The organism is Variovorax sp. 01T439_2 (genome assembly GCF_056398445.1).
This window is the reverse complement of the sequence record NZ_JBFTPJ010000025.1, coordinates 1-14,771: the sequence shown is the minus strand read 5'-3', so window position 1 is coordinate 14,771 and position 14,771 is coordinate 1. Positions and strand designations below refer to the sequence as shown.

Genomic DNA, 14,771 nt, shown 5'->3' with positions numbered 1-14,771 from the left:
GTCGAGTTCGGCGAGGGTGGCCGCATCGAGCTTCAGGCCGGCGGCGGCGAGGTTCTCTTGCAGGTGCGCGCTGCGCACGGCCTTCGGGATCGCGGCGACGCCGGGCCGCGCGAGCACCGCGGCCAGTGCGAGCTGCGCGGCGCTCATGCCGAGCTGCGCGGCCAGCGCTTGCAGTGCGTCGTCCGAAGCCAGCGCGCCCTGGTCGATCGGGCTGTAGGCCATCAGCGGCATGCCGCGTTCGCGCAGGCAGGGCAGCAGGCTGAACTCCGGGCCGCGCTGGGCCAGCGACAGGTACACCTGGTTGGCCGCGCAGCCAGGACCCGACCCAATGAGCGGCACCAGCTCCTCCATGTCGTCGATGTCGAAGTTGCTCACGCCCCAGCGCGCGATGCGGCCCTTGGCCACCAGCGCCTGCATCGCATCGACTGTTTCGCGCAGCGGATGGCTGCCGCGCCAGTGCAGCAGGTACAGGTCGATCGTGTCGAGGCCGAGCCGCTTCAGGCTGCGCTCGCAGGCCTCGGGCGTGCCGCGCCGGCTCGCGTTGTGCGGGTAGACCTTGCTGACGATGAAGAGCTCCTCGCGCCGCACGTCGCCCGCGCGCAGGGCCTCTGCCAAGGCCTGTCCGAGCACGGTTTCGGCGCCGCCCTCGCCGTACATCTCGGCGGTGTCGATCAGCCGGTAGCCCATTGCGATGGCTTCGCGCACCGCGGCAACCTCGGCCGCACGGCGGCCTGCGGCTTCGCCCATGCGCCAGGTGCCGAGGCCGAGCACCGGCATCTCGCCGCCGGCCGGGAGTGAAAGGGTTCGCATGGGCGCGATGGTACGGCGGCCCCGGCGGCCGATCCGGGGATCAGGGCAAAATCCCCGCTCGCCGCCCGGTCGGCCCTCCCCTGCCATGCCTCCCCTGCCTTCCCTCCCACCCGACACGCCCACGGCTCGCCCGCACCGCGGCCGCTGGCGCGCGCTGCTCGCGTGGACGGCCGCCGTGGCCGTGGCGCTGCTGCTGATCGGCGCGGCGGGCCAGTGGGCCGCGGCCCGCGAGGCGAGCTTCCAGGCAGACTCGATCCGCCGCGCGATGGAAGTCCACGTGCTGGGCCTGCGCGATGCCGCCGGCAAGTACGGCTACCTGCCGCGCACCGCGGGCATGCACCCGGACGTCTTCGAGGTGCTGGCGCATCCGCGCGACCCGGCGGCGCAGCAGCGCGCCAACCGCTACATCGAAGAGGTGAACCGCCATGCGGGCTCGGATGCGCTCTACCTGATCGACCTGCAGGGCCTCACGCTGGCGGCAAGCAACTGGGCCACGCCGCAGAGCTTCGTCGGCGAGTCCTATGCCAACCGGCCCTACTTCATCGACGCGCGCGCGGGCCGCAGCGGCCTCTTCTACGGCGTGGGCCAGACCACCGGCGAGCCGGGGCTCTTCATGTCCTCGCCGGTACGCTCCGAGGCCGGCGCCGTGCTGGGCGTGCTGACGGTCAAGATCAGCCTGCGCCAGCTCCAGGAGGCCTGGACCTTCGCGCGCGAGCCGATCCTCTTGGCCGATGCGCGCGGCATCGTGTTCCTGAGCTCGGTGCCGGCCTGGATGTACCAGGCCACGCGGCCGCTCGCCGCCGCCGAACTCGACCGCATGAAGCACGAGCAGCAGTACGGCGACCGCACCGGCTTCCCGCCGCTGCCATGGACGGTGGCGCGCGAGGACGGGCATCCGGGCTACCTCGTGCGCACCGACATCGGCGGCCAGGCGCGCCGCTTCCTCGCGCTGGACGAGCCGCTGCCCGACCTGGGCTGGACGCTGACCGTGATGGCCGACCATTCGGAGGTCACCCGCGCGCGCGAGCGCACCTGGATGCTGGGCCTGCTGTGCGCGGGCGTGCTGCTGCTGGGCGGGCTCTACTGGCAGCTGCGCGAGCGCCGCTTCGCCGAACAGCGCGACGCGCGGCGCGACCTGGAGCTGCGCGTGCGCGAGCGCACGCACGCGCTGGACGAGGCCCACGCCTTCCGCAAGGCGATGGAAGACTCGCTGCTGGTGGGCATGCGCGCACGCGACCTCGAAGGCCGCATCATCTACGTCAACCCCGCCTTCTGCGAGATGACCGGCTACGGCGCCGACGAACTGCTCGGCCGGCTGCCACCCTACCCCTACTGGCACCCCGACGACGTGGCGCAGCACTGGCTGCATTACCAGGCGATGATGAGCGGGCAGCCCGCGCGCTCGGGCTTCGAGTCGCGGCTGCGGCACCGCGATGGGCACGAGGTCATCACCATGGTCTACACCGCGCCGCTGATCGATGCCGACGGCCGCCACAGCGGCTGGATGAGCTCGGTGGTGGACATCACCGAGCAGAAGCGCGCCGAGCTGCGCCAGCGCCAGAACGACGAGCAGCTGCAGCATGCGCAGCGCCTCGCCAGCCTGGGCGAGATGGCCTCCACGCTGGCGCACGAGCTGAACCAGCCGCTGATGGCGCTGAGCAATTTCGCGAGCGCGGCCAAGGCCTTCGCAGAGCAGGGCAACCAGGCGCTGCTGGCCAGCAGCCTCGACGAGACCATGGCGCAGGCCCGGCGCAGCGCCGAGATCGTGCGGCGCATCCGCGGCTTCGTGCGCCAGCGCACCATCGGCACCGAGGATTGCGCGGTGGCGTCGCTGGTCAGCAACGCGCTGGCGCTGCTGCAGGGCGAGATGCGGATGCGCCAGGCGCGCGCCGAGGTGCGCCTGCGGCCAGACCTGCCCGAGGTGCGCGGCGACCGCGTGCTGCTGGAGCAGGTGCTGCTGAACCTGCTGTCCAACAGCCTGCACGCCATGCAGGCCGCGCCGCCCGAGCAGCGACTGGTGGAAATCGACGCCGAGGTGAGCGAAGGCCGCATGCACATCCACGTGGCCGACCGCGGGGCGGGCATCGACGCGGCGCTGGCCGAGCAGGTGTTCGCGCCCTTCTTCACCACCAAGACCGGCGGACTGGGCCTGGGCCTGAACATCTGCCGCACCATCGTGGAGGCCCACCGCGGCCGGCTGTCCTTTGCCAACCGGGCCGGCGGTGGCACAGTTTTCACCCTCGAACTGGAAATATCGGCACCTTGACCGCCCTTGCCAACCACCTGTGCATCGTCGACGACGACGAGGCCGTACGCCGCTCGCTGGGCCTCCTGCTGCTGTCGCGCGGCCATGCGGTGCAGGCCTTTGCCTCGGGCGAGGCCTTCCTGGCCGGCGCCGACCTGCAGCGTCCGGGCTGCGTCGTGCTGGACCTGCGCATGGAGGGCATGAGCGGGCTGCAGGTGTTCGATGCGCTGCGCGCGCAGGACAGTCCGCTGGTGGTGATCTTCCTGTCCGGCCACGGCGACATCCCGATGGCCGTGGAGGCGGTGCAGAACGGCGCCTTCGGCTGGCTCGAGAAGCCCTGCAACGACGAGCGCCTGCTCGAGAGCATTGCCAAGGCACTGCAGAAGGCCGAAGAAATCGCCGTGCGCCGGCAGGCCCGCCAGGCCGCCGAGGCCCTGTGGGCCAAGCTCACGCCGCGCGAGATGCAGGTGGCCCGGCTGGTCGCCCAGGGCCTGCCCAACAAGCGCATTGCGCTGGAGCTCGCGCCGCTGGAGCAGCGCACGGTGGAAACGCACCGCGCCCACGTGTTCGCCAAGCTCGGCCTGTCGAACAGCCACGAGCTCGACCGCTTCCTGCGCGAGCACGGCCTGTAACGCTTTCTAGGTATTTACCCTTGCGTACAGGTACGTAGCGGCGCGGCGGGCGCCTACGGACGACAGCGCGGCCCCGGGCGGACAGACTCGCCGGCACGGCTTTCCGCGGCTCCGCGGGGGGCCCCAGCCAGAGACAAGGACCCCCGAATGACCGCCATTGCCAGCGCCACCGCCGGTGCCTCCAGCCCGGACGCGACCAGCGCCCACGCGCCCAACACCACGCCCTACACCTTCGAGGAAAAGCGCAAGCGCATCTTCGCCATCTTTGCCGCCTCGTCCGGCAACCTGGTGGAGTGGTTCGACTTCTACGTCTACGCCTTCTGCGCGATCTACTTCGCGCCCTCGTTCTTTCCCAAGTCGGACCCCACGGTCCAGCTGCTGAACACGGCGGGCGTGTTTGCCGCCGGCTTCCTGATGCGCCCGATCGGCGGCTGGCTGTTCGGCCGGCTGGCCGACCGCAAGGGCCGCAAGACCTCGATGGTGACCTCGGTCGTCATGATGTGCGTGGGCTCGCTGGTCATCGCCTGCCTGCCCACCTATGCGCAGATCGGCGCCTGGGCGCCCGCGCTGCTTTTGGCCGCGCGCCTCTTGCAGGGCCTGTCGGTCGGCGGCGAGTACGGCACCACCGCCACCTACATGAGCGAGGTGGCCATGCGCGGCCAGCGCGGCTTCTTCTCGTCGTTCCAGTACGTCACGCTCATCGGCGGCCAGCTCCTGGCCGTGGTGGTCGTGGTGGTGCTGCAGCAGCTGCTCGACGAGGCCGAGCTCAAGGCCTGGGGCTGGCGCGTTCCCTTCGTGCTGGGCGCCGTGGCGGCCATCGTGGCGCTGATGCTGCGCCGCACGCTGACCGAGACCGCCAGCACCCAGACCCGCGCCGCCAAGGGCGCCGGCAGCGTCGCCGAGCTGTTCAAACACCACAAGCGCGCCTTCTTCGTGGTGCTGGGCTACACGGCCGGCGGCTCGCTGATCTTCTACACCTTCACCACCTACATGCAGAAGTACCTGGTGAACTCGGCCGGCATGTCCATCAAGACCGCCAGCAACGTGATGACCGCCTGCCTGTTCATCTACATGTGCATGCAGCCGCTGTTCGGCGCGCTGTCGGACCGCATCGGCCGGCGCAGCAACATGCTGCTGTTCGGCGCGCTCGGCGCGCTGATGACGGTGCCGGTGCTGAGCAACCTGCAGAGCGTGGGCAGCCCGCTGATGGCCGGCGTGCTGATCACGCTGGCGCTCGCGGTGGTGAGCTTCTACACCTCGATCAGCGGCATCGTGAAGGCCGAGATGTTCCCGCCCGAAGTGCGCGCGCTGGGCGTGGGCCTGTCGTATGCGGTGGGCAATGCCATCTTCGGCGGCAGCGCCGAATACGTGGCGCTGGGCCTGAAGTCGATCGGCCACGAGTCCTACTTCTACTGGTACGTGACCGCGATGATGGGCGTGGCCTTCATGGTGAGCCTGCTGCTGCCCAAGCAGGCGAGCTACCTGCACCACGACAAGTAGCCGCGCAAGCGGCGTGCGGCCTCAGAAAAGGATCACCCACTCCCCGCGCAGGTAGCGGTATTGGTAGCTGGGGCCCGAGAAGGTGGTGCTGCGGCTGTAGCCGGCGCCAAAGCGAAAGACCTGCGATCCCCTCACGGGGCTTTGCAGGTTCACGTCCAAAAGCCGCGTCGGCTGCCGGAACTCGTGGTTGATCGTCTCGGTGCCGAGCCCCGCCGTGACCGCGAGGGTCCAGCCCGAAAAACGCTGCCGCCAGCCCACGGCCAGCATCGCCTCGCTGTAGTTCTTCGGATTGAAATAGGCCCGGTCCACGTCCTCGTGGCTGCTGCGGTAGGTCCGATAGCGCGCCTGCAGGGTCAGGCCCAGGTCGAGCGACGGCTGGTAGATCAGCCGCAGGCGGCCGTGGTCGCGCCGGTTGCCGTCCGAGAAATACTGCTGCGCCGCGAGACCGACCAGGGTCACGTGGCTTCCAAGCCCCTGGTCGACGGCCACGCCGACAAAGGAAAAATCGATGCCGCGGTCCAGCGACTTCGGCGTTTCGACCCAGTCGCGCGTCACGAGGAATTCCACCGCCGTGCTCTTGGTGGGCGACAGGCGGTAGCTGCCGTCGAGCGTGAGCAGCGTGTGCCCGCCCTGCTCGAACGCGCCGACCTCGATTGCGCCACCGTCCGTGGTCTTCGTTTCGACCGAACGGGCCAGGAACGAGATCTTCTTGCCGGCCCTTTGCCAGTTGCCTTGCTTGTACTGGTAGTCGCCGAGCCGGAACCCCAGGTAGCGGTCGGCATTTTCAAACGCGGGAAAGAACTCCACCGACACCCGGCGCGACTGGAAATTGTCGCTGTCGCCGGTGATGAAGAATTCCGGGCCAAAGGCCATGCCGGCCGGTTTTTCGTTTGCCTTTTCTTCCTCCGCCCTGCAGGGAGCGGCCAGCACCAGGCAACCCAGGGAAGCGGCGGCAAGACACCTCGGCAGCCCCTTCATTTGGTTCCCCAGGCCTTGGGCTTCCTGAACAGTTCATCGAGGTAGCCGAGCACGCTGGCGGGCTGCAGGATCAGGCTGTACAGCAGCACGTAGACGAAGAAGCCCTGGACGTTCTTTCGCACCACGAGGCCCGTCTTCCTGAACATCCGGCGTTCGATCCGGAACATGAGCAGGCTCAATGCGAAGGTGGCCGGGATCAACGCGAGGGTCATGATCCCGACGATCCAGTAGTGGCCGAAGAACGCGAGGATGATTCCGGGAATGAAGCCGATGGTGCATGCCAGGTCCAGCCACGGAAACAGCAGGTTCCAATAGATGAAGAAGGTCGACAGGCGCGGCTTGACCAGGATCCCCGGGTGCTTGATGAAGGCTTCCGCCATGCCCCGCGCCCATCGCTGGCGCTGCTTGACCAGTTGCTTGACGGTGGTGGGCACATTGGTGAACAGGCACGCGTCCTCGCAGTGGCCCACCCGGTAGCCGGCTTTCAGCAGGGCCCAGGTGAGCACGATGTCCTCGCCCACGCATTCGGGCCATCCGCCAACCTCGACCAGCGCGGCCCGGTCGTAGATCGAAAACGCACCCTGCGCAACCAGGGTGCCCTGGAACAGCGACTGCACGCGCTTGATGGCGGCAATGCCATGGAAGTAGTCCCATTCCTGGCAGCGGGTGATCCAGTTCAGCCGCGAGTTGCGGACCAGGATCTTTCCTGCGACGGCCCGCGTATGGGGCGGGTCGGCGCGATAGCGCTCGACGATGCTGGTCAAAGCGCCACGGTAGAGGAAGGAGTCGGCATCGACGGTGATGACCAGGTCGTGCGCCACCTCCTTGAACCCGATGTTCAGCGCGCGCGCCTTGCCGCCATTCTTTTCCAGGTCCAGGAAAGTCAGCCACGGGTACCGTTCCCGGGCCCGCTGCACGACAAGCGAGGTGCCGTCCGCGGACCCGTCGTTGATCACGATCACCTGCAGTTCGCCCGGGTAGTTCTGCCGATCGATGCTGACCAGCGTCTCGTCGATGGACGCTTCCTCGTTGTAGGCGGCAATCAGGATGGAGATCGGGGGATAGACGGCCAACGCGGGATGCGCCGGCCTCCTGTCCAGCAGCAGGCTGATGGCCAGGAACGCATTCATGAAGCCCGGAACAACGGCAATGCCATACACCAGGAAAATGGCCAGGGCCATCCCCACCCGATCCGTCAGGTCGGCCAGCCAGGGGCCCGCGGCCCATATCGAGAACCACATCCAGGCGCTGGCGCCAATCAACGCAATGACAAACTTGCCCGATACGGGCAGGTAAATCATTGGCTGCAGCGCCTTCTGGCCTTCTTCGTTCATGTCGCTCTCGAGTGTTCCATCGAATGTAACTCTCGACAAACGACGCGAACAGTCTGGTTACATTCCTGGAGACTGTTAACAACACTGGGAGACGCTGCGCCCCGGCCCCTTCACCCTAGGAGCCCGGGAATACCCTCTGGCTCCCTCGAAGCCTTCTTGCCTACATTGCTTGTATGCAAGAAAAGCGATCCTTGCATGCAAACACCGCCAAGACATACAAGGAGACTTCCATGCCTCGCTTCGCCAAATCGCTCTTCGGCCAGGTCGTCATCGCCCTGGTGCTCGGCGTGCTCGCCGGCCTCTTCTTGCCGGAGTTCGCCGTCAAGCTCAAGCCGCTCGGCGACGGCTTCATCAAGCTGATCAAGATGATCATCCCGGTGCTGGTGTTCTGCGTGGTGGTGCACGGCATCGCGGGCGCGGGCGACCTCAAGCGCGTGGGGCGGGTCGGCGTGAAGGCGCTGATCTACTTCGAGGTGCTCACCACCGTCGCGCTGGCGCTGGGCCTGGTGCTGGCCTTCGTGTTCCAGCCCGGCGTGGGCATGAACGTGGACCCGGGCAAGCTCGACGCCACGGCCATGAGCGCCTATGCCTCGAACGCCGACAAGCTCACGAGCGGCGGCACGGTCGAGTTCCTGATGAAGCTGATCCCCACCACGGTGGTCAACGCCTTTGCCACCGGCGACGTGCTGCAGGTGCTGCTGTTCGCGGTGCTGTTCGGTTGCGCGCTGTCGCTCCTGGGCGAGCGCGGCAAGCCGGTGGCCGCGGTGGTGGACGCGCTTTCGCTGGTGCTGTTCAAGATCATGGGCATCCTCATCAAGCTGGCGCCGCTCGGCGTGCTGGGGGCCATTGCGTTCACGGTGGGCAAGTACGGCATCGGTTCGCTCAAGCAGCTGGGCATGCTGGTGGCCCTCTTCTACGGCGCGGTGCTGGTCTTCGTGTTCGTGGTGCTCGGACTGGTCATGCGCATGTCGGGCTTCAGCCTCTGGAAGCTGCTGCGCTACCTGCGCGAGGAGCTGGCCATCGTGTTTGCCACCACCTCGTCGGACAGCGTTCTGCCGCAGATCATGGCCAAGCTGCGCCGCATGGGCATCCGCGACTCGACGGTGGGCCTGGTGATTCCCACGGGCTATTCGTTCAACCTGGACGCCTTCTCGATCTACATCACGCTCGCGGCGGTGTTCATCGCGCAGGCCACCAACACGCAGATCTCGATGGCGGACCTGCTGACCATCCTGGCGATCGCGCTGGTCACCTCCAAGGGCGCGCACGGCGTGCCGGGCTCGGCCATCGTGGTGCTGGCCGCCACGCTGCACGCGATTCCCGCCATTCCGGCCATCGGCCTTGTGCTGGTGCTCTCGGTCGACTGGTTCATGGGCATCGCGCGCGCGCTGGGCAACCTGATCGGCAACTGCGTGGCCACGGTGGCCATCGCGGCCTGGGAAGGCGACATCGACCGCGAGCGCGCCCATGCGGTGCTCGACGGCTCCTACTCCCCGGACGACGAGCCGCTGGCCGAGCCCGAGGTGCCGGCCGTCCCCCTGGGCGCAGGCGCCGCCAGCCGCTGAAAACGCACGATGGCCACCGACGTCAACCCCACCTCCATCGCCGAGCGCGTGGTCGAGGCCATCCTGGCGCAAAAGCTCGCGCCGGGCGAGCGGCTGGGCGAGCAGGCGCTGGCCGAGAACTTCGCGGTGAGCCGGACCATGGTGCGCGAGGCGCTCATGCAGCTGCAGGCGCGCGGCTTCGTCGAGGTGCAGTCGCGCCGCGGCTGGTACGTGGTGGAGCCCTCGGCCGAGGAAGCGCGCGACGCCTTCTCGGCGCGGCGCATCGTCGAGGCGGGCATCTTGGCCGAAAGCGAAGGCCGGCCGCTGCAGAAGGCCATCCGCAAGCTGCGCGACCACATTGCCGACGAGCAGCGCGCCATCGAGGGCGCCGATGCCGCCACGCGCGCCTTCCTGCTGGCCGACTTCCACGTCTGCCTGGCCGAGCAGATGGGCCACCAGCTGCTGGTCGACGTGCTGCGCGACCTCACGGCCCGCACCACGCTGGCCGCCACGCTCTACCAGTCCAGGCACGAGGCCGGGCAATCGTGCGCGGAGCACGGCGCCATCGTGGCGGCGCTGGAGGCCGGCGACACGGCCCGGGCGCGCCAGCTGATGATCGAGCACATCGGCAACGTCGAGCGCTCGCTCGAGGTCGAAACCACGGCCGGGCCCGACGCGCCCGCCCGGCTGCGCGCCACGCTGGCGCCGGTGGCGCTGCCGCGCGCCAGGCGCTGACCTCCGGGCGCCCGGTGCGCCACCGCACAAGGGCGTGCCGACCGACACGGCGGTGCATTCAGGCTCGGCTACAGTCCGAATCACCTATGAATTCACCCCAACTCCAGCGCGGCGTGTTCCTCGCCCTGCTCGCCGCCGTCACGGTCGCCTTCCTCTGGGTGCTGATGCCGTTCTTCGGCGCGGTGCTGTGGGGCGTGGCCCTGGCCATCCTGTTCACGCCGCTCTACAAGCGGCTGCTCAAGGCCATGCCCGGCAAGCCCAATGCCGCGGCGCTGTCGACGCTGGCCATCTGCCTGTTCATCGTGATTCTCCCGCTGGCCATGGTGGGCGTGTCGCTGGTGCAGGAGATCGTGCAGGTCACGCAGAGCATCCGCTCGGGGCAGATCAATTTCGCGGCCTACTTCCAGCAGATCCTCAACGCCGTGCCGCAATGGCTGCTGAACCTGTTCGACCGCTTCAACCTCGGCGACATGGAAGCCTGGCAGGCCCGCATCTCCGCGGGCGCGGCACAGGGCAGCCAGCTCATCGCGGGCCAGGCGCTGACCATCGGCCAGAACACCTTCGACTTCGTCATCAGCTTCTTCGTGATGCTGTACCTGCTGTATTTCCTGGTGCGCGACGGCTCGGCGCTTTCGAAGTCGATGCGCGAGGCCGTGCCGCTCGCCAGGCCGCACACGCACTACCTGCTCAACAAGTTCACCACCGTGATCCGCGCCACCGTCAAGGGCAACGTGGCCGTGGCCATTGCGCAGGGCGCGATCGGCGGGCTGGCCTTCTGGCTGCTGGGCGTGCAGGGTGCGCTGCTGTGGGCCGTGCTGATGGCCTTCCTGTCGCTGCTGCCCGCGGTGGGCGCGGCGCTCATCTGGGGGCCGGTAGCCATCTATTTCCTTGCCACCGGCCATTTCTGGCAGGGCGGCATCCTGGTCTTCGTGGGCGTGTTCGTGATCGGCCTGGTCGACAACATCCTGCGCCCGGTGCTGGTGGGCAAGGACACGCAGATGCCCGACTACATCGTGCTGATGTCGACCATCGGCGGCATGGCGATCTTCGGCATCAACGGCTTCGTGATCGGTCCGGTGATCGCGGCGCTGTTCATGGCGGCGTGGAGCCTGTTCGTGGAGTCGGGCCAGCTGGAGACCAGCCCCGGCGAGGACAAGAAGGGCAGCTGAAGCCCGGCTGACTCGCGGCCGCGGGCTGGGGCGCTCGAAGCGGGCGCGCCCTGCGCCGGCCGGGCGCATTTCGCGCGGGTGTTGGCGCGCTTCGTCGCATCGCGCTGGGCGGCACGCGGCGCTTGCGGGATCGTCGGGGCCTCCAACTTCCGACGAGGCCTCTGTCCCATGAACTTTCTACAGCCCCCAGCGAGCCTGCGCGCCCTTTGCGCCGCGGCACTGCTCTCCCCGCTGGCCGCGTTCGCGGCCGACCTGAACGTGAACGTGGCCGACGGCCCGGCCACCGACGCCACGCTGTACCTGGCGCTGTACAACGACGCCGCGAGCTACGCCGACAGCAAGGCCGTAGCCTCGCAGACCGCGCCCATGCAGGGCGGCAAGGCCCGGCTCGTTTTCACAGGACTGGCGCCGGGGCGGTACGCGCTGCGGGCGTTCGCCGACGAGAACGGCAACGGCAAGCTCGACACCAACCTCATGGGCATGCCGACCGAGCGCTACGGCTTCTCGAACGACGCGAAGGGCAACCGCGCCGCCCCCGCCTTCGAGGCCGCGGCGATCAGCATCGATGCCGACCAGCAGACCGTCATCCACCTGCGCTGAGGAGCAAACCGCCATGGAACGACGCGAGCTCCTGCGCCTGCTGGCTTCGGCCGGCGCCCTGCCCCTCCTGCCCCTCCTGCCCCTCCTGGCACCGCTGGCCCGCGCGGCCGGCGCGGCCGACGACTGGCAGGCCCGGTTCGAAGCCGCCGGTGCGCCCTGGAAGACCGGCTTCGCCACGCCCCCGGACGACCTGCCGCTGACCCGCGCCACGGTGCGCGGGCGCTTTCCCGATGCCGTGGCTGGCACGCTCTTTCGCATCGGCCCGGCCGGCCACGACCTGGGCGGCGAGCGCTACCACCACTGGTTCGACGGCGACGGCATGGTGCACCGCTTCGTGATCGACGGTGCCGACGTGCGGCACCAGGGCCGCTATGTCGCCACGCCCAAGCGCGTGGCCGAGGTGCGGGCCGGCCGCCACCTGTTCGAGGCCTTCGGCACCGTGCCGCCGGGCGTCGAGCCGCCGACCTCGGCCGACAGCATCAACGTCGCCAACACCAGCGTGCTGCCGATGCAGGGCGAGGTGCTGGCGCTCTGGGAAGGCGGCTCGGCCACGCGCGTCGATGCGCGCACGCTCGACACGCTGGGCGTGAAGACCTGGCGGCCCGACCTCGCGGGCATGCCGTTCTCGGCCCATCCCAAGGTCGATCCGGACGGCACGGTGTGGAACTTTGGCGTGAGCTCCGGCCAGGGCCTGCTGGCGCTGTACGAGATTGCGCCCGAAGGCACGCTGCGGCGCGCAGCCGTGGTGCCGGTGGCCGACATGCCGATGGTCCATGACTTCGCCGTGACCGAACGGCACCTGGTGTTCCTGATGCCGCCGCTGGTCTACGACGGCAAGCGCAAGGAGGCGGGTGCGAGCTTTCTCGACGCCCACGTCTGGCGGCCGGAACTCGGCATGCGCGTGCTGGTGGTCGACAAGCAGAACTGGGAGCGGCGCCAGCTGCTCGCGCTGCCGGCCGGCTTCCTGTTCCACGTCGGCAATGCCTGGGAAGAAGACACGCCGCGCGGCACGCTCGTCCACATCGACTATGTGCGTTCGGACAACGCCGATTCGGTGTTCACGACCAACCGCGAGGTGATGCGCGCGCGCCGCGTGAAGAGCACCCACCCGCGGCTGACCGTCGCCACGCTGAACCTCGGCACCGGCCGGGCCACGCAGCAGGCACTGCCGCAGGAAGCCGAGTTTCCGCGCATCGACCCGCGCCGTGTCGGCCTGCGCCACCGCCAGGTGGTTCATGCCACCCAGACGCGCCTCGATGTGCCGGGCTTCGGCGCGATCGCGCGAACCGATGTCGAAAGCGGCCGCAGCCAGCGCTTCAGCTACGGCACGCAGGCCATGGTGGAAGAGCATGTCTTCGTGCCGGACGGCACCAGGCCGGGCTGGGTGCTGGGCACGGCGCTCGATTTCGGCCGGCAGAAGACCGTGCTGTCGTGCTTCGCGGCCGACCACCTGGCGGCGGGCCCGGTGGCACAAGCCACCCTGCCCTACGCCCTGCCGCTGGGCCTGCACGGCGCCTTCGTGCCGGCCTGAAGCAGGCGGTGGGCGTGCTCAGCCGCCCCACCAGCCCTCGGCAAAGCGCCCCCGCAGGAAGGCCACGAAGCCCGACACCTTGCCCGGCACCAGCTTGGGCGAGGGAAAGACGGCGTGGATCTCCTGCTCGGGCAGCTTGTGGTCACCCAGCACTTCGAGCACCTTGCCCGAGGCCAGCGATTCGCTCGCCACGTAGCGCGGCATGAGCGCAATGCCCAGGCCGTCGCGCGCCGCCGCCAGCACCGCGGAAAGGTTGTTGGACCGGAAGCGGCCCGAGACCGACACCGTCACCGGATCGCCCTTGGGCGTGTGCATGCGCCAGAACTCGTCGCCCACCACGCTGCTGTAGATGAGCGCCACGTGCGCGCTCAGGTCCTGCGCGCGTTTGGGCATACCGTGCTTCTTCAGGTAGCCCGGCGCCGCGACCATGGCCCAGGGATTGGTGCCCAGGTAGCGCGCGCCCAGCGACGAATCGGCCAGCTTGCCCATGCGGATGGCCACGTCGATGCCCTGCGCGATGAGGTCGACATAGCGGTCCTCGAAGCTCAGGTCGAGCTGCACCTGCGGATGCCGGCGCATGTATTCGAGCGCCAGCGGCACCACCACGCGGCGGCCGAAGGCCACCGAGGTGCCGATGCGCAGCAGCCCCTGCGCCTGGTTCTGGCGCAGCTGCACGATGCTCTCGGCCTCCTCGGCCTCGCGCACGATGCTCTTGCACTTCTCGTAGTAGAGCGCGCCCGGCTCCGTGAGGCTCACGCCGCGCGTGTTGCGGTTGAGCAGCCGCACCTTCAGCCGCGCCTCGGTGGCCGCGACCTGCTTGGTCACGGTGGGCTGGGTGGTGTGGAATTCGAGCGCCGCCTTCGAGAAGCTGCCGGTCTCGACCACGCGCACGAACATTTCCATTGCCAACAATCTGTCCATGTCACTCCTTGGGCCCCCACGCTCATCACTGCGTGTATCGCTGCCCCCCGAGGGGGCGCGGTCGCCTTGGGGCGGCCCGGCGGCGACCTATGTTAATCACTTATTCCGCGTTGGAATAGGTTTTATGGTCCGCAGCCGTCTTCTTCGAATGGCCCGCGCTTCCTACAGTGGACGCCACTCAAGGAGACAGTCCCATGGCAAAAATGAAAGCGGTCCAGGCCGCCGTGCTGGTGATGGAAAAGGAAGGCGTGACGCAGGCCTTCGGCGTGCCCGGCGCGGCCATCAATCCGATGTATTCCGCGCTGCGCCAGCGCGGCACCATCTCTCACATCCTCGCGCGCCACGTCGAGGGCGCCTCGCACATGGCCGAGGGCTACACCCGTGCCGTGGCCGGCAACATCGGCGTGTGCATCGGCACCTCGGGGCCTGCGGGCACCGACATGATCACGGGCCTGTATTCGGCCTGGGCCGATTCGATTCCCATTCTTTGCATCACCGGCCAGGCGCCGCGCGCGCGGCTCTACAAGGAAGACTTCCAGGCGGTGGACATCGAGTCGATCTCCAAGCCGGTCACCAAGTGGTCGGTCACCGTGCGCGAGCCCGGCCAGGTGCCGCAGGTGTTCCAGCAGGCCTTCCACCTGATGCGCTCGGGCCGCCCGGGCCCGGTGCTGGTCGACCTGCCCTTCGACGTGCAGATGGCCGAGATCGAATTCGACATCGACGCCTACCAGCCGCTCACCCCCTACAAGCCCGCCGCCACGCGCGCCCAGAT

Annotated in this window: 13 protein-coding genes; 9 read left to right on the top strand and 4 right to left on the bottom strand. The window is 68.7% G+C overall.

All coding sequences use genetic code 11. The features are described from left to right. Window positions 1–810 (bottom strand): aldo/keto reductase (locus AC1DOC_RS02335; RefSeq protein WP_478129352.1); only part of this gene is annotated, 810 nt, incomplete at its 3' end. Between the two features lie 85 nt (window positions 811–895). Between AC1DOC_RS02335 and AC1DOC_RS02330 the strand changes: the two genes are divergently transcribed. From AC1DOC_RS02330 to AC1DOC_RS02320, 3 genes are all read left to right on the top strand, one after another. Next, window positions 896–3,076 carry a sensor histidine kinase gene (locus AC1DOC_RS02330; RefSeq protein WP_412511598.1) on the top strand — a complete coding sequence of 727 codons (2,181 nt, stop codon included), beginning with the start codon at window positions 896–898 and terminating at the stop codon, window positions 3,074–3,076. Continuing rightward, a complete protein-coding gene (locus AC1DOC_RS02325; protein ID WP_278874616.1) occupies window positions 3,073–3,687 on the top strand; it encodes a response regulator transcription factor in 615 nt (204 codons plus the stop codon). Before AC1DOC_RS02330 ends, AC1DOC_RS02325 begins: the two co-directional genes overlap by 4 nt. A gap of 147 nt (window positions 3,688–3,834) precedes the next feature. Then, window positions 3,835–5,187: an MFS family transporter gene (locus AC1DOC_RS02320; protein ID WP_412511599.1), complete on the top strand. Its 1,353-nt coding sequence runs from the start codon at window positions 3,835–3,837 to the stop codon at window positions 5,185–5,187. 21 nt (window positions 5,188–5,208) lie between these two features. On the opposite strand, the gene AC1DOC_RS02315 is transcribed toward AC1DOC_RS02320, so the two are convergent. Together AC1DOC_RS02315 and AC1DOC_RS02310 are read right to left on the bottom strand one after the other, a co-directional pair. Continuing rightward, on the bottom strand, window positions 5,209–6,060 hold the full coding sequence (locus AC1DOC_RS02315) for a porin family protein (RefSeq protein WP_244883722.1): 852 nt from the start codon (window positions 6,058–6,060) through the stop codon (window positions 5,209–5,211). A gap of 101 nt (window positions 6,061–6,161) precedes the next feature. Continuing rightward, window positions 6,162–7,499: a glycosyltransferase family 2 protein gene (locus AC1DOC_RS02310; protein WP_015866723.1), complete on the bottom strand. Its 1,338-nt coding sequence runs from the start codon at window positions 7,497–7,499 to the stop codon at window positions 6,162–6,164. A 230-nt stretch (window positions 7,500–7,729) separates the two neighbouring features. Between AC1DOC_RS02310 and AC1DOC_RS02305 the strand changes: the two genes are divergently transcribed. The 5 genes from AC1DOC_RS02305 to AC1DOC_RS02285 all read left to right on the top strand — a co-directional run bounded on the left by AC1DOC_RS02305 (window position 7,730) and on the right by AC1DOC_RS02285 (window position 13,078). After that, window positions 7,730–9,064 carry a C4-dicarboxylate transporter DctA gene (locus tag AC1DOC_RS02305; RefSeq protein ID WP_478080417.1) on the top strand — a complete coding sequence of 445 codons (1,335 nt, stop codon included), beginning with the start codon at window positions 7,730–7,732 and terminating at the stop codon, window positions 9,062–9,064. Between the two features lie 9 nt (window positions 9,065–9,073). After that, on the top strand, window positions 9,074–9,778 hold the full coding sequence (locus tag AC1DOC_RS02300; protein WP_015866725.1) for a GntR family transcriptional regulator: 705 nt from the start codon (window positions 9,074–9,076) through the stop codon (window positions 9,776–9,778). An 86-nt stretch (window positions 9,779–9,864) separates the two neighbouring features. Next, a complete protein-coding gene (locus tag AC1DOC_RS02295; protein WP_015866726.1) occupies window positions 9,865–10,947 on the top strand; it encodes an AI-2E family transporter in 1,083 nt (360 codons plus the stop codon). 168 nt (window positions 10,948–11,115) lie between these two features. After that, window positions 11,116–11,547: a DUF2141 domain-containing protein gene (locus AC1DOC_RS02290; protein WP_478081739.1), complete on the top strand. Its 432-nt coding sequence runs from the start codon at window positions 11,116–11,118 to the stop codon at window positions 11,545–11,547. Window positions 11,548–11,560: 13 nt separating this feature from the next. Next, entirely contained in the window at window positions 11,561–13,078 is a 1,518-nt protein-coding gene (locus tag AC1DOC_RS02285; RefSeq protein WP_478083711.1) for a carotenoid oxygenase family protein, read from the top strand. An 18-nt stretch (window positions 13,079–13,096) separates the two neighbouring features. Here the strand turns inward: AC1DOC_RS02285 and AC1DOC_RS02280 are convergent, their stop codons facing one another. Continuing rightward, window positions 13,097–13,999 carry a LysR family transcriptional regulator gene (locus AC1DOC_RS02280; protein WP_478081735.1) on the bottom strand — a complete coding sequence of 301 codons (903 nt, stop codon included), beginning with the start codon at window positions 13,997–13,999 and terminating at the stop codon, window positions 13,097–13,099. Between the two features lie 194 nt (window positions 14,000–14,193). Between AC1DOC_RS02280 and AC1DOC_RS02275 the strand changes: the two genes are divergently transcribed. Further along, window positions 14,194–14,771: thiamine pyrophosphate-binding protein (locus AC1DOC_RS02275; RefSeq protein ID WP_478129351.1), on the top strand; the 578-nt coding region annotated here is incomplete at its 3' end.

Bases quoted from the DNA above. Each gene is read 5' to 3' on its own strand.
- AC1DOC_RS02330 (WP_412511598.1), top strand. From the start codon at position 896: ATGCCTCCCCTGCCTTCCCTCCCACCCGACACGCCCACGGCTCGCCCG.
- AC1DOC_RS02320 (WP_412511599.1), top strand. From the start codon at position 3,835: ATGACCGCCATTGCCAGCGCCACCGCCGGTGCCTCCAGCCCGGACGCG.
- AC1DOC_RS02315 (WP_244883722.1), bottom strand. From the start codon at position 6,060: ATGGCCTTTGGCCCGGAATTCTTCATCACCGGCGACAGCGACAATTTC.
- AC1DOC_RS02310 (WP_015866723.1), bottom strand. From the start codon at position 7,499: ATGAACGAAGAAGGCCAGAAGGCGCTGCAGCCAATGATTTACCTGCCC.
- AC1DOC_RS02305 (WP_478080417.1), top strand. From the start codon at position 7,730: ATGCCTCGCTTCGCCAAATCGCTCTTCGGCCAGGTCGTCATCGCCCTG.
- AC1DOC_RS02300 (WP_015866725.1), top strand. From the start codon at position 9,074: ATGGCCACCGACGTCAACCCCACCTCCATCGCCGAGCGCGTGGTCGAG.
- AC1DOC_RS02295 (WP_015866726.1), top strand. From the start codon at position 9,865: ATGAATTCACCCCAACTCCAGCGCGGCGTGTTCCTCGCCCTGCTCGCC.
- AC1DOC_RS02290 (WP_478081739.1), top strand. From the start codon at position 11,116: ATGAACTTTCTACAGCCCCCAGCGAGCCTGCGCGCCCTTTGCGCCGCG.
- AC1DOC_RS02285 (WP_478083711.1), top strand. From the start codon at position 11,561: ATGGAACGACGCGAGCTCCTGCGCCTGCTGGCTTCGGCCGGCGCCCTG.
- AC1DOC_RS02280 (WP_478081735.1), bottom strand. From the start codon at position 13,999: ATGGACAGATTGTTGGCAATGGAAATGTTCGTGCGCGTGGTCGAGACC.